The sequence below is a fragment of the Corynebacterium genitalium ATCC 33030 genome (assembly GCF_000143825.1).
Taxonomy (GTDB): Bacteria; Actinomycetota; Actinomycetes; order Mycobacteriales; family Mycobacteriaceae; genus Corynebacterium; species Corynebacterium genitalium.
Map to the genome: position 1 here is coordinate 61,383 of NZ_CM000961.1, position 14,829 is coordinate 76,211.

Consider the following 14,829-nt stretch of genomic DNA (forward strand, 5'->3'; position numbering starts at 1 on the left):
GCGCGCGGGACACAATGCCATCTATGTGACAGGGGTGACTCAGTTCGGGATGGGTCCTACGCAGTTCCATGGCGCAGTCCGGCACCCCTCGTCCCCAACCGCCTCGCATGGCTACCATCGGGCCTATGACCACGATTGGCCGCCACACGATTTTCCAAAACTCCCTCATGTCCGCGCTTCTCGACGGCATCTATGACGGTGAACTCACCATCGGCGACATGCTGTCTCGCGGCAACTTCGGCCTGGGCACCTTCGACGCCCTCGACGGGGAGATGATCATCCTGGACGGCACGTGCTACCAGCTGCGCGGCGACGGCTCCGCCACCATCGCCGACCTGGATCAGAAGAGCCCGTTCGGGCAAGTGACCAACTTCGTGCCGAAGATCGTCGCCGACGCACCGAAGGGGATGCGCCGCAGCGAGCTATCCGCATTCATCGACGAGCTGCAGCCGTCCGGGAATTACCTGCACGCTGTGCGCATTACCGGCAGCTTCGACACCGTGACCACCCGCACGGTGACCAAGCAGGAGAAACCCTACCCGCCGATGCAGGACGCCGTTGCCGACGACAAAGAAATCAAGTTTGAAAACGTCTGCGGCATCATCGGCGGCTTCCGCACCCCCGGCTACGCGAAGGGCATTGGTGTGCCGGGCTGCCACGTGCACTTCATCGATGAGGACCGTACCACCGGCGGCCACGTGCTGGACTACACCGTTCATGAGGCCGTGATTGAGCTCTGCCCCGCCACGGACATCGAACTCCACCTGCCGCTGACGGCCGACTTCGCCGCGGGCAACCTCTCACCGGAGGATCTGGACCAGCAGATCCACGACACTGAGGTGAAAAGCTAAAGCAGCTGCCGGTGGGAGCGGAAATAAGTGAAGGGATCCCTTCCGATGCTTCGGTTCTAGGACCGGTATTCGGACGTGACCCCTTCGGCTGGAGCTATCCAAAGGGCCAATACGGCCCCTGTGCTCTCTCAACATAAGATAATAGATCGGTAGTCGAGGAAAATCAAGAGACGCATCGGTTCGAAGGGGAAATCGGATGCACGGCAGTGAGCACGGCAAGCTAGTTCTGAGCGCGCTTAGTGAAGAGCGCACTGCGAAGTATTTGGCTCAGACGGGAAACAACGCTGATCGGGCTTTGAGTTTGTACAAGTGGGATTCGAGACTATCTGCCGCGATGTGGAGTTTGATTTCGCTTTTCGAGGTCGTTTTAAGGAACAAGCTTTGCGATGCAATTGATGCTTGGAGCGATTCAGTCACTCCCCCTAGCAATAAGCAGTGGATCAAGGAGCCGAAGGACAATGTTCGTGAGCCGCTTTCCAAAGTGAGCGCGTCCATTGCTAACTCAGCTAAAGGCAAGGCAGCGAAAGCCAAGGAGCTACGCGATAGTGGTGAAGGCCTAATTGGAGGGCAACATCCCCGCATGGGGGAGCCAATTACGCGGGATGACCTGATTGCTCAGGTGACCCTGACTCAGTGGAAGGAAAACTTCTTCTACCGCTCCCCCGAAACGCAGCCGGACGGGGAAGTCAAGTTCTTTCCGGATGAGACTCGATACAACGATCTCACAAGGGTCTACGAGGCCATTACTGAGCCGGCGCTTTCTGCGGGCCCCAGACCGATTGATCCCGATCGAGCAAGTTTCTTGATGCACCGGATCAACTTGCTTAGGAACCGGATCGGCCACCAAGAGTCCCTAATTGACATTGACTGCGGTAGATTGCGAAAGGAAATCTTTGAACTTCTCAATTGTCTTGATCCGGCCGTGCTCGAGCACTACTCTTCCAACGACCCGATCCCCGGAATCTTGAGGGACGACCCAAGGAAAAGGAGAGCTTCCAGCTAGAGCAACTGCCGGCGGATGAGCTCCTCCACCCGCTTGGAGCGCCCCACATCGGGGAAGTACACCGGCTGCGCGTAACCGAACACAGCGATGCTCATTCCTCCGCGGTAGCGCCGGGCACCGCGGATCTGCGCCAACGGGATCGACTCGGTCCGGCCGCGGCCGATGTAGAGGACACGCTTGTTAGTCACCACGAAGCGTTGCCGGCGCGAGCGCACGAGCGGAAACACAAACCGCCACAGGGCGAGCACCGCCCACACCGCCACGGCACCGTTGCGGAAAGCTACATCCACCCTGTTGACGTCCATCCATCCGATTGCCATCCACGACAGGGCGGTGATGACGATCAGCTCGAGGAAGGGGAACACCAGCGTCGTCATCGGCGGCGCCATGTCCGCCAGGACGACTTCTCCCCTACCGAGCTTGATCTTGGACACGTCAGGGAGTTTAGTTGGCGGGTCGCAGGTGAGTCACGTCGCCAGTCGAGTAGCTCACCCCATCCACGACTACTTCGCCATGCTTATCGACGTCGTCGACGACCCCTTCCACGTCACCCTGCGCCGTCGACAAGCGAACGCGTTGGCCGATGGTGGCCGAGACTGCCCTGTAATCACCTAGAAGCACCGCGTCGCGATTCTGCCACTGGGTGAGCCGCTCGCCGAGCGCGCGCAGCAGGTCGATGACAAATGAGTCCCACTCAATAGTGATGCCTTCGAGGTTGAGCGCCGTGGACCAGTCCGTGGGCAGATCCTCCGCACGCCACGCGATGTTGAGGCCAAGGCCCATGACCAGCATGGTGTTGTCGCCGTTTACGTCGATCTCTCCGAGGATGCCGCAGAACTTCTTGCCGTTCAGTAGGACATCGTTGGGCCACTTGAGCTGGGCGTTCGGTATGATATCCGTCACGGCCAGGCCGGTAGCTAGGCTGGCGAGGCCGACATCCTCGACGTGCTTCAGTTCCACCGCGACCGACATGAGCAGGCTCGCTCCCGCCGGCGCCTCCCATACCCGGCCGAGCCGGCCCTTGCCGCCCGTCTGCCGGTCCGCGATGAGCACGTGGCCCGGCTCCCCCGACGCCAGCAGCTCTGTATTCGTCGAGGATGCTGTCTCCACATGGCGCACGTCGCTCCAGTACTCGGCGACCTCGGATTCAATGCGGGCAATGTCCTGAACTGTCATGGGGTCCAGAGTATCGGGACATCGAGGTAACGCGCGCAGCATCACCACCGCACCCAGGAAGTTCAACGGCAATAGACGCTCCGCCGACTCCGCACTGCGGAGTTCCTGCGGTTTTGCACCCGCTCCGCAACCCCGCCGCTGGACTTACACTGGGCGCCATGTCGGACATGAAGCTGTTCACTGTCGGTTATTCGAAAAAGAGCGCCGAGGAGTTCTTCGACTTGTTGCGCGACAACGGCGTGAAGCGGGTGGTGGACATCCGCCGGCACAACACGAACCAGCTCGCTGGCTTCACCAAACAGGACGACCTCGCGTGGTTCCTCGATGTCATTGTGGGCATCGACTACGAGCACGTCTTGGAGCTCGCCCCGAGTGAGGAGCTCATGCACGCCTACCGCAAGGAGGGTCTGCCTTTCGACGAGTTCGCCGAGAAGCTCCGCAAGCAATTCGACGACCGCAAGATGCCCACCAAGGCGACGTTCGACTGTGCGGCGCTGCTGTGCTCGGAGGCGGACCCGTCCACATGCCACCGACTCGTTGCGGCGGAATACCTGGCGGAGAAATGGTCCGGGGTGGAAGTCATCCACCTATAGCGGACCGCTGACGGGCAGCTCCGTCACTCGCCGAGCACGTCAGCAATCAGCCCACGCACCTTCGCGTCGATGTCGTCGCGGACCAGCCGCATTCGCTCCATGCCCTCAATTCCGCGTGTCGACGGCTCATCCGTCACCCACCGCTCCATCGTCCCGCGGGCATCATCGGGCAGGTCCAGCTGCGCTTCCTCACCGATGACCACAACACGGTCTGCAGTGCGGAGGATCTCCGGGTCAACCGCCTTCGGGTGCCCGTCGGACATGTCCGCGCCGACCTCTTCCAGCGAGGCGGCAGATTCCGCGTTGATCGACGTTCCGGGTTCGGTGCCGGCCGAGTGGATTTCAAGCCGCTTCCCCGCGTGCTTTTCCGCCAAAGCAGCAGCCATTTGGGATTTCCCGCCATTGCGGACGCAGACGAACAGGATCTTTGGAGTAGGTGACATCATGCTTCCTTTCTATGCCGGTGAACTCACTGCTGATGCACGTTCGGGCGACAACTGCCGCTCAGGCAGGGTCGGGTCACCGGGGAAGAGCTTCGGGCCGATGCCCCGCATGACGTAGACCAGGCCCACCAAGATCGGGATCTCAATGAGTGGCCCGATCGTACCGGCGAGCGCCTCGGCTGACTCGGCGCCGAATGTTCCGATGGCCACCGCGATAGCCAGCTCGAAGTTATTGCCCGCCGCGGTGAACGCCACTGACGCGGACTGCGCGTACCCCATCCCTGAGATCTTGGACACGATGAGGCCCAGCGTGAACATGCCCACGAAGTAGATCAGCAACGGCACCGCCACTCGGGCCACCGTCCAAGGACGGGCGATGATCTGGTCTCCTTGCAGGGAGAACAGCAGCACGATGGTGTACAGCAGACCGATCAGCGCGAGCGGGGAGATCGCCGGGAGGAATGTCTCTTCGTACCAGTCCCGGCCCTTGGCCTTCTCACCGATGATCCGGGAGACAACGCCTGCGAGCAGCGGTATGCCCAAGAAGACTAAGACGGAGGTCACGATCGCCCAGAAGGAGAAGTTCACCGACGTGGTGGACAGTCCCAGCCAGTTGGGCAGGATCTGCAGGTAGAACCACCCCAGCACACCGAACATGAGCACCTGGAAGACCGAGTTGATGGCCACCAGCACAGCGGTGGCTTCACGGTCCGCGCACGACAGGTCCGACCACACGAGCACCATGGCGATGCAGCGGGCAAGGCCCACGATGATCAAACCGGTGCGAAGTGCGGGCTCATCGGGCAGGAAGATCCACGCGAGGGCGAACATGACCGCAGGGCCGACGACCCAGTTGAGGACGATGGAGACCGCCATCAACCGTTTATCGGTGGCGATCTCCTTCGTCTTGTCGTACCGCACCTTGGCCAACGGCGGGTACATCATCACCAGCAGCCCCAGCGCGATCGGAAGCGATATTCCACCGACTTCCATGCTTTGTAAGGCTCCACTCAAACCTGGGAACCAGTTGCCCAGCCCCAGCCCCAGCGCCATGGCAAGAAGGATCCAGACCGGCAGGAATCGGTCGAGGAATGACATGCGGGCGGGTTCCTGCGCCGCGACCGGCTCAGACATAGATCACCTTTCGTATCGACGACTATCAATATAAAACATTAAGACTGTTATAGATGCCTGTCAATATGAAATAGTGGGAATCATGGCCGCCCCGAATACCCCTCCGACAGCATCCACCTGCTGCTCCCTAAGCGCCGGGTTGCTCACCCACGCAGAAGCCGACCGGTACGCCCAGCTCTTCAAAGTGCTCGCCGACCCCGCCCGCCTGCGTCTCCTCTCCCAACTCGCCGAAGACGGCTGCGGGCCCATCAGCGTCTCCGAGCTTGCCGCGCAATCCGGCCTGAGCCAACCCACAGTCTCCCACCACCTGAAGAAGCTCACCGACGCCGGCTTACTGACCAAAACTCGGCAGGGCCGCACAGTCACGCACCAAGTTCTCCCCGGGACCTTCGCAGAACTGCGCACGGTGTTGCAGATGGATTAGCGCGGGCGCACAGATCGCCAACGCCGGTTTTCTCGTCCGGGATGAGCACCTGGCCCGCTCCCCCAAGGCGAACCGCTCCGTGTTCGCCGAGGTGGCCTCTTCCACGTGGCACCAGACCCCAAGACTCAGCGAGATTTTCAGCCGGGGATTCTGGTTGTTGATCGGTTCTGGGGTAGAGGGTTTGGGGGCGAATTGGCCGGAGTTGGCTTAAACCCTGTCACCAGTAAAATCAGATTGGCCATGCTGAGCTTGCAGCAGCGCCTCACGAAGTTCGGCATCGACCGCGTAAATCCCCATCCCGCGGACACCCCGAGTCAACAGGACGTTGAGCTGGTTCCGCAGGAGTTCTTCGCTGACATCGAGCTTTTTGACTTCGTCGTCGACGATCATCGTGCGTTTGCTAACGACATTCGGATTCTTACTCGCACTGGAGTCGAAGACAATCTCACCATTCCGGAATTTGACTGATGGACCGAGGATGACTCCGGCATAGTTCAGATCGAAACCCTGGACCGTGAAGATCGAACCCACCTCATCCACAGTCGTCTGACGTTCAGCCCATGAAACTGCCTTTTCCGCACGGGAGTAGTTCCCTTGGTTGTTCCAGGGCAAACGGAAGTCGCCGATCGTGACATCCCACGTGTCGCTATTCTCTGGCCGCGTTTTACCGGACGAGAACTTCCAGTCGTACGTGGCGATCAAACGGCTCAGCCCCTTTTGCACTTCCGACTCATTACCCGGATCAGCTTTCGACTTGACTGCTCGGTGAAGCTCTTCGGGAGATTCGAAGATGTCGATCTCATAGTGGTCGTTTAAGGGCAGAGGCCGCACCTTGCCATCATCGACAATTGCCCGGATCCAATCCTCCGCTGGCCCCGCTGAATCAATCCGCATCTGCTGAGTCAGATTGATGGTGTTCTCCTCCCCCGCGCGGGCACGGAGTTCTTCCAATTGCTCGGTCGTCCAGTACTGGTTACCCGCAAGTACTTGCTGCGGATCGAAGACAGCCACGACAACATCTGCCAGTTCAAGAATGTCCTTCAGCATGTGCTTACCCCGGTACGACTGTTTTCCCTGAGTCCAGAGAAGGTGAGCTTCGTCGATAAGCACAACGTTCGCTCTGGTGTTGTTCTTTTGGTGCGTAGTGATGAACCTCGTCGGCTTCATCACGTGCGGCCGCTTGCGGTCGTGGATCCCCAACTTTTCCGCTATCTGTTCATAGACCGTTACCTGTTCATCATGGTTAACCAGCAGGTACGCGCTAAAGTCCAGCTGCTCACCCAGTTCAGTGGCTCCTGCCCGTTCCTGAATAAGGTCGTAGAAGATACTGCTGAGCAGAACGGTCTTACCAGTTCCGGCTCCGCCCTGAACCAAGATGAACTCCGAACGCATTTTCTCGCGTTCAAATTCGTTTGGTGTCAGAGCATGGTCGATGGCATCGAGAATCTTCACCTTCGCGTCTACTTGCTGTTCATTGAGGCGATGAAACGGCGACGCCTTGAAAAGGGCCGACTCTTGAATCAGCCGTTCCAATGGGAACAAAACATCGTCGTGTTTTCTCAACTTCCGCCAGATCGAGCGGAATGTATCGTCTACGTACTCTCGCGTGAAGTAATCCGTCTGAATGTTCCGGCGTGCGTTGGTCAGCTGAACGCTTTCCGCCCCTTTCACCCCTTCCACGCTGGAGAGGTAAAGCATCAAACGGTCTTCGATGTCAAGGGTGAGTGACTTGTTGAAAAGCGTGTGACCAATGACGATGATTGTAGAATCCCTGTCCCGGAACTCATTCCACTTGGACGGTTTCAAGGCTTCGGGTTCGTTTTCCTCCTTAGGCCGGATCGCCGCGTCTAACTCTGTAACGGTCAGATCGATCTTGTCCGGATCGGATTCGAGGTGGGTTCTAGTCCTCTGGGCAATGTTGTTCGTCTCACCGACATAGACTTGGTAGGAGCCAGCGGTGTTTTGGTAGATCACGTACACGGTTGGGTATTTGAGCAGGAGCTGCCGCATCTCTTCGCTCCGCCCAGCCTCCGCAATAAAATCTTCGAGACTGTCTACGTCGTAGCGGAAGGATTTCACCACAGCTTTCTGGTTACCTTTTAATTGCATGGTTGCCTCCGCTAGTGCAGTTGGTCGTACTTATCCGAACGCCCGTAGCTTTTCTCCACAGGGTACTTTTGCTCGGAGATCTCAAGTTTCTCAGCGATGAGAGACGCAGGCGATTCCCCCAGCTTATCCGCGAGCAGGTATGCGTAAGTGAGTACATCAGCTAATTCCAGCCGAGCTTCGTTCAGATCTTCCTTGCCCCATTGGAAGCATTCCAGCAACTCTCCTGTCTCAATGGCAATGCCGGATGCCAAATGCGCTGGAGTGTGGAATTGGCTCCAGTTGCGAGCTTCGGAAAAAGCACGTAGCTGCCCAAGCACCCGATCTTCGACGTTCTCCACCGCTCTCCTCTTAATTTCCGCCCTTTCAACTGGAACGAGCTTAACCTTTCCGAAACAGACTCGGCGCTAGCCTTTCAGGTTCTGTCTATCGCCAAATGATTTCTGCAAGCTGTTTCCGGAAAATAACTCGAATGATGTGAGAAGCTAACAGCCAAGTTTCTATCAGAATGGCCCTGGACTAGGAGTCAGGAATGTCCACCACTTTTCATCCCGAGGTTGCCGACAAGAAAGAGATCAAGCCACCCAACAAGCTGGCTCGATTGCTAGCTGTAGCTGCTTTCATCTGGGGGATACTCTCTATCGTTGTTGGCTTTTTTGGAGCCGCTTCTTTACTGGAAGGTTTAGCGCTCGTTCTTTCTGGATTAGCATTCTTGCTTCCTTCCGCTTGGTGGTTCTATTGCGTCAGCGAAGACCGAAAGGCCGCAGCTCGGTTTCAGGACACCGTTACCACTAATGAGGAGTTGAGCAAGTTTCTCACCGAAGAGGACAGATTAGTCCTTGAGGGTATGTCGTATGTCAAGGTCCCGGAACGAAAGAGGCGCCACTGGCCCTTGACGACCTCGTTAAGCGTCGTTCTCTTTGTCCTGGCGGTCATTATCATGCCACTTCCGGAGGGAGCCGAGGCAAACACGGAAACTCCATCCACTACGCCGGAAACTCCCACAACTACTCAACCAACCTCGACGGCCGACACCGCGGCGGACGAGTCTAGGTCTAGCGCCGCTTCTGCCTCCTCCAGTGCTGCCGAAGAGTCTCGTCGATCCGAAGAAGAACGGATAGAACGAGAGCGCCGTGAAAACGAAGAGCGAGACCGCCAAAAACCTGTGGAAACTGCACCGCAACAGCAGCAGAATGACCAACCTATACAACTCATTCCACCGCCCGCGCCAGAACCTGCTCCGGCGCCACCGCAGTCCGCGTATTACGAGAATTGCACCGCAGTCTGGAATGCGACCGGAGGCCCGATCTATGCAGGCCAGCCAGGTTACGCTGGCCACCTCGACCGCGATGGCGATGGGGTTGGGTGCGAGAATGACCCCCGCTAGAAGTCGGTGACGACCGAATCAATTGAGGGCTGGAGATCCGGAGGCCAAATGGTGCCGTGAGCTAAGGGCACCCCGCCACCTTCCATAGTCGTAAGACGTGCCTGTTCGTTTCCAGCTCGTTGGTACCTGCGCCTAAACCCCGCCTCCTCCCCAGCTAACTCATTTTCACCCGAGGGAAGAAAGTCCGAACACGATTGTGCGAGACTGATCACGCAGAAATGGGAGGACACCTGTGAACCCTAACGCCAACGCTTTTCCTTACAGCTCGGTTGAGCCCAATCACTATCCACCTGTCCAGCAGCAGAGCGTGGCTCCGGGGAAACCAGTGTGGAAACGTCGGTGGTTTTGGTTGCTCCTGATGATTGCCATCCCCCAGTCGGTCGTGCTCTGGGCAAGGTTCTCCACGTTGCAAGAAGATCGCCAGCTCTCGGAGCAGGAGTGCGTGGAACGCGTTGCAGAATGGGGTAAGGACACCGACGAAATCAGCTATCCGGATGGCATTGAGTTCGTATCGGGAGACAGCTGGCTCGACGAAACTCGCTTCTATGAGTCAGAAGGAGCTGTAGTTTTCACCAGTAGCGATGGCACCTCCGTCCACGGCGAGTACAGATGCACCGTCAGTGTCGACCATAGCTCTCCCCGTAACGTAACCGGTCTGGCTGTCGTGTTCGGCCCGGATTTCTAGGCCCGCCGCCACCGACGAGCTGGGTGAACTACTATGTCGACGGTGCACGCCAGAAACGGGGGATCACTTCGCCGTAGTCTGAACACCGGTTACGCGGTCATCGACTTCGAGACGACAGGCATGCGTGACAACGACGCCATTGTGGAGATCGGCGTGGTGCTGCTCGACAAGGACCTGTCGGTCGAGGACACCTGGGAAGCGCTGGTCAACCCGCACCGGCTGATCCTCAACACCGACGTTCACGGCATTGAGGAAGACGACGTTGACAGGGGCCTGACTTTCCCCGCCCTCGCCGGGTACTTCAAGCATCTCCTGCACGGCCGCACCCTCGTCGCGCACGACGCGACGTACGAGAAGCGCTACCTGCGCTACGAGTTCGAGCGCTGGGGCATGGACGACACCGTGCCGGACACATGGATCGACACCATGCAACTCTCATCGCGGTACTTGGGGGTGAAGAAGCTCAAGGAGGCACTCGACGTCGCAAAGCTCCCCGCGTTGAAGACGCTCGACGCGCTTTCCGACGCCTCCGCTACCGCCAACCTTTTGCGCCACCTCCATGAAGAGCACGACGCATCGGTCACCGGCTACCCTACGGCGTTCTTCCGTGGCCGCTCCGCGACAGAGCCGGAACACACGACGACTCGCGCCACAGCACCCGCAGCACCCCGCCGGAGCCCTTCACCCACCCTTGCCCGCGGCCGACACCGACGGTTTCCCATCAGCGCAAAGTCATCTCTAAGCCGGTGACCATACCGCGGCCCGAGGTGCGTTCGCGTCCGGAGACGCAGCTCAACGATTTATTCCCGTGGATGAAGAGCTTCCCGGACCAGGCGGGCCCGGCCAACCTGGCGCGCGTGACCTCGGCCTGGATTTCCAAGCACCCGTTCAAGCCGCTGTTCGCCATGTCGCGCTACGTCGCCCGCTCGACGGAGATCACGGGCAACGGCACCAGACTCGACCTGTTCATCGACGAATGGAAGCGGCAAAGCCCCGACATGCTCGCCTGGAGTGCGCGGGATCTGCTCACCCTGGAAGGGGTGGGCCCGCGCCGTCAGACCATGCTCGTGGAACTCGTCGTCGCGGCCGCTGTCGCCGAGCAGAGGCGGCACAACGAAGAACTGGGCCTACCCGCCACGTCACAGCTCGACGAGCCGGGACGGTGGGCACCGAAACCGAAAGAACGGGCTCCCCTGCCGGCAATGAAGCAAGCAGCGTTGGAAAAGAAGCCGTCTGCGGGGGTTCAGCAACCGTCTGAGGAGAAACCTCCCTTTGCATGGTCACTCCAAATGATCATGGCCACCATGTACATCACGTTCATGGTGTTTGCCGCCCCGAACATTGCGTTTTCTTTCGTCGTTGCCGCAGCTGGGGCAATGCTCATTTACAAGGCGGGGCTCAAGGAGGGCCAGAAAATGCTGGAAGGGCCACGCAGCAGGTACTTCCGCCCCATCAACCCCAATGAAGACGATCACCCTGAGCTCATCCGCTAGGCGGGGTGAGTTTCCCGCTCGCGCGGCATAGTCGGGTGCCGGGGAATCAGCCCCAGTGTATCCACTAGGTTGGGCCCGACATGAAGCGTCCTGGTTTTCGTTCCGCTTATTGAACGCCCAACGGGTGGGCGTGTGATTGTTGATAGTAGGCGTCTTCCATCTCTTGTGGGGTGATGTATCCCAATGACTCGTGCAGGCGGTGGTTGTTCCACCAGTACACCCAGCGAAGGGTCGCGATCTCGACTTCCCCAACCGACGCCCACGGCCGGTGGGGATAGATCAGCTCGGTCTTGTAGAGACCGTTGACCGTTTCCGCCAACGCGTTGTCGTAGGAATCGCCGACGGTGCCAACGGACGGATCGATCCCAGCTTGAGCAAGTGCCTCACTGTAACGAATGGACACGTACTGCGAGCCGCGATCGCTGTGGTGGACAAGTCCTTCAGCACGGAGATCACCTGCGTGATAAACAGCGTGCTCAAAAGCCTCCAAAGGCAGCTCATCGGTGCGCATGCTCGCCCTGGTGGCAACCCCGACAATCTTGCGGGAGTACGCATCGGTGATGAACGCGGTGTACGCAAACCCCGACAGGGTACGCACGTAGGTGATGTCAGCGACCCACAGCCGGTGCGGCGCTGACGCGGTGAAGTCACGATTGACCAGATCAGGACGACAATCCGGGACATCAGCCCGAAGCGTTGTGATCGGAGTGCGGCCCCTTCTGCGGCCTTGGATGCCGGCGAGTTTCATCAACCGTGCCGTCTGATCACGACCGATGTCCCAGCCGGCGCGCTGCATGGCCTTCCACATCTTGCGTACCCCGTACACGCTGAAGTTGTCCTCGAAGACTTTCACCAATTCGGGGATAAGCAGCGCATCTGACAAGCTCCTGGCCGACGGGGCTCGTGTTTTCGCTGCTCGGTAGCCACGAGAGGTGATAAACCCACACTCTGTCTCTTTCAATGTGCGACAGATGGCCTCGACCCCGAAGCGACCGCGATACGCATCGATGTATTCGATCATCTTCTGGTGGGACGGTCGAGTTCCGCTGCGAAAAAAGCTGAAGCGGTCTTTAAGATCTCGTTTGACCTGCGCAGCTCTTTGTTCTCCTGCCGCAGACGCTTCAGTTCGTCGTCGACCGACTCGCCAGTGCTCCGCTGAACGTCGGGGGACGCTTTGACAGGTTTCAACCAGTTGTTGAGCGTGTGCGCCGAGACGCCGAGCTTCTCGCCGATCTCCTCCGCCGCCGCCCACTTCGAACACCCCTCAAGCTCAACGAGCTCCTCGGCTAACCGCACCGCCTTGTCCTTGAACTCGTCACTGAACTTCCTAGGCATGATCCAATCCTCCTCTAGAAACGATCGGAACTAAACCCAGGACACTTCACCAACGCAGACGCTCACAAGGGGTCCCCCAGAGAACCACGCTTTCAGTAGACGGCGGGCTATGTCGGGGCAAATTTTCCAACCAACGACGAGTGCTCAGGCGTCCGCAGGTTGTTAAGGTTTTGAAAGGCCTAGTCGTAGGCCGATTCCAGAACTCTGCCTCCTATGCTCGAGCTATCCGAGGTCTAGCCATCGACGCTAGATGAGCGATAAACCTTATCGTCTGAGTTGCCTTCTTTATTAGGTGTCACTATTCGGCGAAGACAAGACTGAGCTAACTGCGTCATAAAGAATCCTCGCAAAGTCGATCACGCCGGGGTCGTTTGCGGCACCATCGTTTAAAGCACGTCTAGTCCATTCCTCTTTTCCTTGTATACGCGGATACAAGTCTTCAAGCTCCCCATTTGGTATCAAGATTAAACCGGTCTTATTAAGGCACTGCAGCAGCCGGCTAACAGACTCGGCAATTCCTTCATCCTCGTTATGGACTGATACCTTTTTCGCGATGATTTGACGGAGCTTATCGTCGCTTACCTTGCCTTTACCTGAATCCTCAAGTTGGGCACGGAACTGTTCGTGAATATCGAGTACAAGCTGGGTTAGTTCGGCTTGCCCGCTTGCGGAAACGGAGGAAATGACTCCCTTGAACAGCTTTACGTTCGAAATCAGATCCAGATCCCCCACGGTTAATGTAGGTGTCTTAAGTTTACGAAGCAAGGCGATTGTCGACGGAAAATTTCCGTTTCCGCTCACCGGAATGAAAGTGACGTTGTCCAATAACAACCAATCCTTGCCCCCGCCGCTTTTCTCGATCAGACTGGTCAAGATCTCATCGAAGAAGAATGCATCTTTCTCGTTCTCCACGACCACCGCCACCCCCGAAAAAAGTGTGTCAAGGATCGTCGTAAAACGTATTCTGCTCTCATTCTTAGCCTCAGCCACGAAATCTGAGTCGACAGGTTCGGACGTGAACGCTTCAGAATGACCGCCATCCTCATACTTAAATAGCCGCTCAATTTGCAGATGTGACCGACCGCCACTGGCAAGCCCTGCCATGAAACTTCTATCGTGCGTAGCGCAAAAAACCTGCCTACCCTGTGACGCACATATCTCCGCAATGGTCTCCCCCAAGCGTTTCGCTTGGGGAGGATGCAAGAAAGCTTCCGGTTCATCCAACAAGACAATCGGCCGAGAGTCTGTAAAGAGCCGTGAAAGTAGCCCGAACACGTTTCTCATGCCTAAGCCTTGCTGGTGCAGACGGGGGGCCTCTTCCAGATATCGAAGAGCTTTGGCGTTCAAAGGTTCGTGAATCCGAGGCATTTCTTCTTCTGGCTTTGCCATCAAGAGAGAAACGTACCCTTCTTCAATTCCACCGAATTCCAATGGTTCGTTGAAAATTCTCTCGAAGTGCTTGCGAACCAGACCGAAAGAATCATCCTGCTTACGCAATTGCACAAGTGTCGAATCCTGTTCGGTTAACGGTTTCGGATTAGCTTCATTTATTCGTGAAAGCGGGTCATCGTAGCGCACAAAAGCCTCGATGAAATACCCAAGAGTTGAATCTTGGGTTGAAAGTTGAGCGATAGTCTGATCTGAAAGATACGCAGAAGGGGCCGAATAATCGGGACCAAGACTGACATCGTAGATCCCGTTCCGCATAGGAAACTCAATTTCGGCTACCTGCCGCAGAAAGTCTATGCGATTTTCGTCGGGCCATCTAACCAGCACATTGTCAATAAGACCTTGGCCAGGCGATACACCAGCAACTGCCGATCCGTACAGCTCGGCTCTAATTTGATTGAGAAAATGTGATTTCCCGGAATTATTTGCACCTACTAGCGCTACGACAGTGCCGGGTTGAAGCTCAATAACCCGTTGGGTTTTCATTGCAATCGACTCAATCCAAACGTTATTGAACAACGAAAACTACTCCTGCGCCATCACTGCCAGCTTGTCCGATTCTAGAGTCTCATTGTATTTCACACTCCAATCGAACGTGCGCCCCTTTGTGGCGTGTGCACTGCATACCGTGGGCGGCAGGATTACTGAATAAACTAGCCCAGCAAGTTATTCCTCCACTGGAAGTCGAGAGACCCGGTTCAATCCCGGCAAGCCGAGCGTCGCTTGGTCCATTAAACAGGCAGGAGCCAA

Annotated in this window: 16 protein-coding genes and 1 pseudogene; 8 read left to right on the forward strand and 9 right to left on the reverse strand. The window is 57.6% G+C overall.

The window, feature by feature from the left end; translation table 11 throughout:
• The first annotated feature begins 125 nt into the window (after positions 1-125).
• Complete coding sequence (gene budA, locus HMPREF0291_RS00305) at positions 126-851, forward strand: acetolactate decarboxylase (RefSeq protein WP_156774768.1); 726 nt, start codon at positions 126-128, stop codon at positions 849-851.
• 196 nt (positions 852-1,047) lie between these two features.
• Entirely contained in the window at positions 1,048-1,854 is an 807-nt protein-coding gene (locus HMPREF0291_RS00310; RefSeq protein WP_005286156.1) for a hypothetical protein, read from the forward strand.
• On the opposite strand, the gene HMPREF0291_RS00315 is transcribed toward HMPREF0291_RS00310, so the two are convergent.
• Together HMPREF0291_RS00315 and HMPREF0291_RS00320 are read right to left on the reverse strand one after the other, a co-directional pair.
• Positions 1,851-2,288, reverse strand: coding sequence for a hypothetical protein (locus HMPREF0291_RS00315; protein WP_005286159.1), 438 nt, complete (start codon positions 2,286-2,288; stop codon positions 1,851-1,853). The two genes, HMPREF0291_RS00310 and HMPREF0291_RS00315, sit on opposite strands and share 4 nt — an antisense overlap.
• Before the next feature lie 10 nt (positions 2,289-2,298).
• The gene (locus tag HMPREF0291_RS00320; RefSeq protein WP_040423402.1) at positions 2,299-3,030 is read right to left on the reverse strand and encodes a biotin--[acetyl-CoA-carboxylase] ligase; all 732 of its coding nucleotides are present in this window, start codon (positions 3,028-3,030) and stop codon (positions 2,299-2,301) included.
• A gap of 158 nt (positions 3,031-3,188) precedes the next feature.
• Between HMPREF0291_RS00320 and HMPREF0291_RS11925 the strand changes: the two genes are divergently transcribed.
• Positions 3,189-3,623, forward strand: a complete 435-nt coding sequence (locus HMPREF0291_RS11925; RefSeq protein ID WP_005286164.1) for a DUF488 domain-containing protein — start codon at positions 3,189-3,191, stop codon at positions 3,621-3,623.
• 23 nt (positions 3,624-3,646) lie between these two features.
• Here the strand turns inward: HMPREF0291_RS11925 and HMPREF0291_RS00330 are convergent, their stop codons facing one another.
• Together HMPREF0291_RS00330 and arsB are read right to left on the reverse strand one after the other, a co-directional pair.
• On the reverse strand, positions 3,647-4,066 hold the full coding sequence (locus HMPREF0291_RS00330; RefSeq protein ID WP_040423403.1) for an arsenate-mycothiol transferase ArsC: 420 nt from the start codon (positions 4,064-4,066) through the stop codon (positions 3,647-3,649).
• Between the two features lie 12 nt (positions 4,067-4,078).
• On the reverse strand, positions 4,079-5,200 hold the full coding sequence (gene arsB, locus HMPREF0291_RS00335) for an ACR3 family arsenite efflux transporter (RefSeq protein ID WP_005286170.1): 1,122 nt from the start codon (positions 5,198-5,200) through the stop codon (positions 4,079-4,081).
• An 82-nt stretch (positions 5,201-5,282) separates the two neighbouring features.
• Between arsB and HMPREF0291_RS00340 the strand changes: the two genes are divergently transcribed.
• Positions 5,283-5,624 carry an ArsR/SmtB family transcription factor gene (locus HMPREF0291_RS00340; protein ID WP_040423404.1) on the forward strand — a complete coding sequence of 114 codons (342 nt, stop codon included), beginning with the start codon at positions 5,283-5,285 and terminating at the stop codon, positions 5,622-5,624.
• Positions 5,625-5,831: 207 nt separating this feature from the next.
• On the opposite strand, the gene HMPREF0291_RS00345 is transcribed toward HMPREF0291_RS00340, so the two are convergent.
• Positions 5,832-7,733, reverse strand: a complete 1,902-nt coding sequence (locus HMPREF0291_RS00345; RefSeq protein WP_005286177.1) for a DUF2075 domain-containing protein — start codon at positions 7,731-7,733, stop codon at positions 5,832-5,834.
• A gap of 11 nt (positions 7,734-7,744) precedes the next feature.
• Entirely contained in the window at positions 7,745-8,071 is a 327-nt protein-coding gene (locus HMPREF0291_RS00350; protein ID WP_005286179.1) for a nucleotide pyrophosphohydrolase, read from the reverse strand.
• Between the two features lie 191 nt (positions 8,072-8,262).
• Between HMPREF0291_RS00350 and HMPREF0291_RS12035 the strand changes: the two genes are divergently transcribed.
• The 4 genes from HMPREF0291_RS12035 to HMPREF0291_RS00365 all read left to right on the forward strand — a co-directional run bounded on the left by HMPREF0291_RS12035 (position 8,263) and on the right by HMPREF0291_RS00365 (position 11,295).
• On the forward strand, positions 8,263-9,117 hold the full coding sequence (locus tag HMPREF0291_RS12035; protein ID WP_005286182.1) for an excalibur calcium-binding domain-containing protein: 855 nt from the start codon (positions 8,263-8,265) through the stop codon (positions 9,115-9,117).
• Positions 9,118-9,349: 232 nt separating this feature from the next.
• A complete protein-coding gene (locus HMPREF0291_RS00355) occupies positions 9,350-9,802 on the forward strand; it encodes a hypothetical protein (RefSeq protein ID WP_156774770.1) in 453 nt (150 codons plus the stop codon).
• A gap of 42 nt (positions 9,803-9,844) precedes the next feature.
• Positions 9,845-10,552, forward strand: a complete 708-nt coding sequence (locus HMPREF0291_RS00360) for a 3'-5' exonuclease (protein ID WP_198002206.1) — start codon at positions 9,845-9,847, stop codon at positions 10,550-10,552.
• The gene (locus HMPREF0291_RS00365) at positions 10,549-11,295 is read left to right on the forward strand and encodes a hypothetical protein (protein ID WP_005286191.1); all 747 of its coding nucleotides are present in this window, start codon (positions 10,549-10,551) and stop codon (positions 11,293-11,295) included. The genes HMPREF0291_RS00360 and HMPREF0291_RS00365 overlap by 4 nt, the downstream gene beginning before the upstream one ends.
• A gap of 106 nt (positions 11,296-11,401) precedes the next feature.
• Here the strand turns inward: HMPREF0291_RS00365 and HMPREF0291_RS00370 are convergent, their stop codons facing one another.
• From HMPREF0291_RS00370 to HMPREF0291_RS11430, 3 genes and pseudogenes are all read right to left on the reverse strand, one after another.
• Positions 11,402-12,487: an IS3 family transposase gene (locus tag HMPREF0291_RS00370; RefSeq protein WP_232210340.1), complete on the reverse strand. Its 1,086-nt coding sequence runs from the start codon at positions 12,485-12,487 to the stop codon at positions 11,402-11,404.
• Positions 12,436-12,630: pseudogene (locus tag HMPREF0291_RS12040) on the reverse strand (transposase); the annotation flags it as partial. The gene HMPREF0291_RS00370 and the pseudogene HMPREF0291_RS12040, both read right to left, overlap by 52 nt.
• Before the next feature lie 288 nt (positions 12,631-12,918).
• Positions 12,919-14,565, reverse strand: coding sequence for an ATP-dependent nuclease (locus HMPREF0291_RS11430; protein WP_156774771.1), 1,647 nt, complete (start codon positions 14,563-14,565; stop codon positions 12,919-12,921).
• Between the last annotated feature and the right edge of the window lie 264 nt (positions 14,566-14,829).

What these genes read in the sequence shown, in the direction of transcription:
- HMPREF0291_RS00345 (WP_005286177.1), bottom strand. Translation starts at nt 7,733, where the DNA reads ATGCAATTAAAAGGTAACCAGAAAGCTGTGGTGAAATCCTTCCGCTAC.
- HMPREF0291_RS00330 (WP_040423403.1), bottom strand. Translation starts at nt 4,066, where the DNA reads ATGTCACCTACTCCAAAGATCCTGTTCGTCTGCGTCCGCAATGGCGGG.
- HMPREF0291_RS12035 (WP_005286182.1), top strand. Translation starts at nt 8,263, where the DNA reads ATGTCCACCACTTTTCATCCCGAGGTTGCCGACAAGAAAGAGATCAAG.
- arsB (WP_005286170.1), bottom strand. Translation starts at nt 5,200, where the DNA reads ATGTCTGAGCCGGTCGCGGCGCAGGAACCCGCCCGCATGTCATTCCTC.
- HMPREF0291_RS00320 (WP_040423402.1), bottom strand. Translation starts at nt 3,030, where the DNA reads ATGACAGTTCAGGACATTGCCCGCATTGAATCCGAGGTCGCCGAGTAC.
- budA (WP_156774768.1), top strand. Translation starts at nt 126, where the DNA reads ATGACCACGATTGGCCGCCACACGATTTTCCAAAACTCCCTCATGTCC.
- HMPREF0291_RS11430 (WP_156774771.1), bottom strand. Translation starts at nt 14,565, where the DNA reads ATGAAAACCCAACGGGTTATTGAGCTTCAACCCGGCACTGTCGTAGCG.
- HMPREF0291_RS11925 (WP_005286164.1), top strand. Translation starts at nt 3,189, where the DNA reads ATGTCGGACATGAAGCTGTTCACTGTCGGTTATTCGAAAAAGAGCGCC.
- HMPREF0291_RS00310 (WP_005286156.1), top strand. Translation starts at nt 1,048, where the DNA reads ATGCACGGCAGTGAGCACGGCAAGCTAGTTCTGAGCGCGCTTAGTGAA.
- HMPREF0291_RS00340 (WP_040423404.1), top strand. Translation starts at nt 5,283, where the DNA reads ATGGCCGCCCCGAATACCCCTCCGACAGCATCCACCTGCTGCTCCCTA.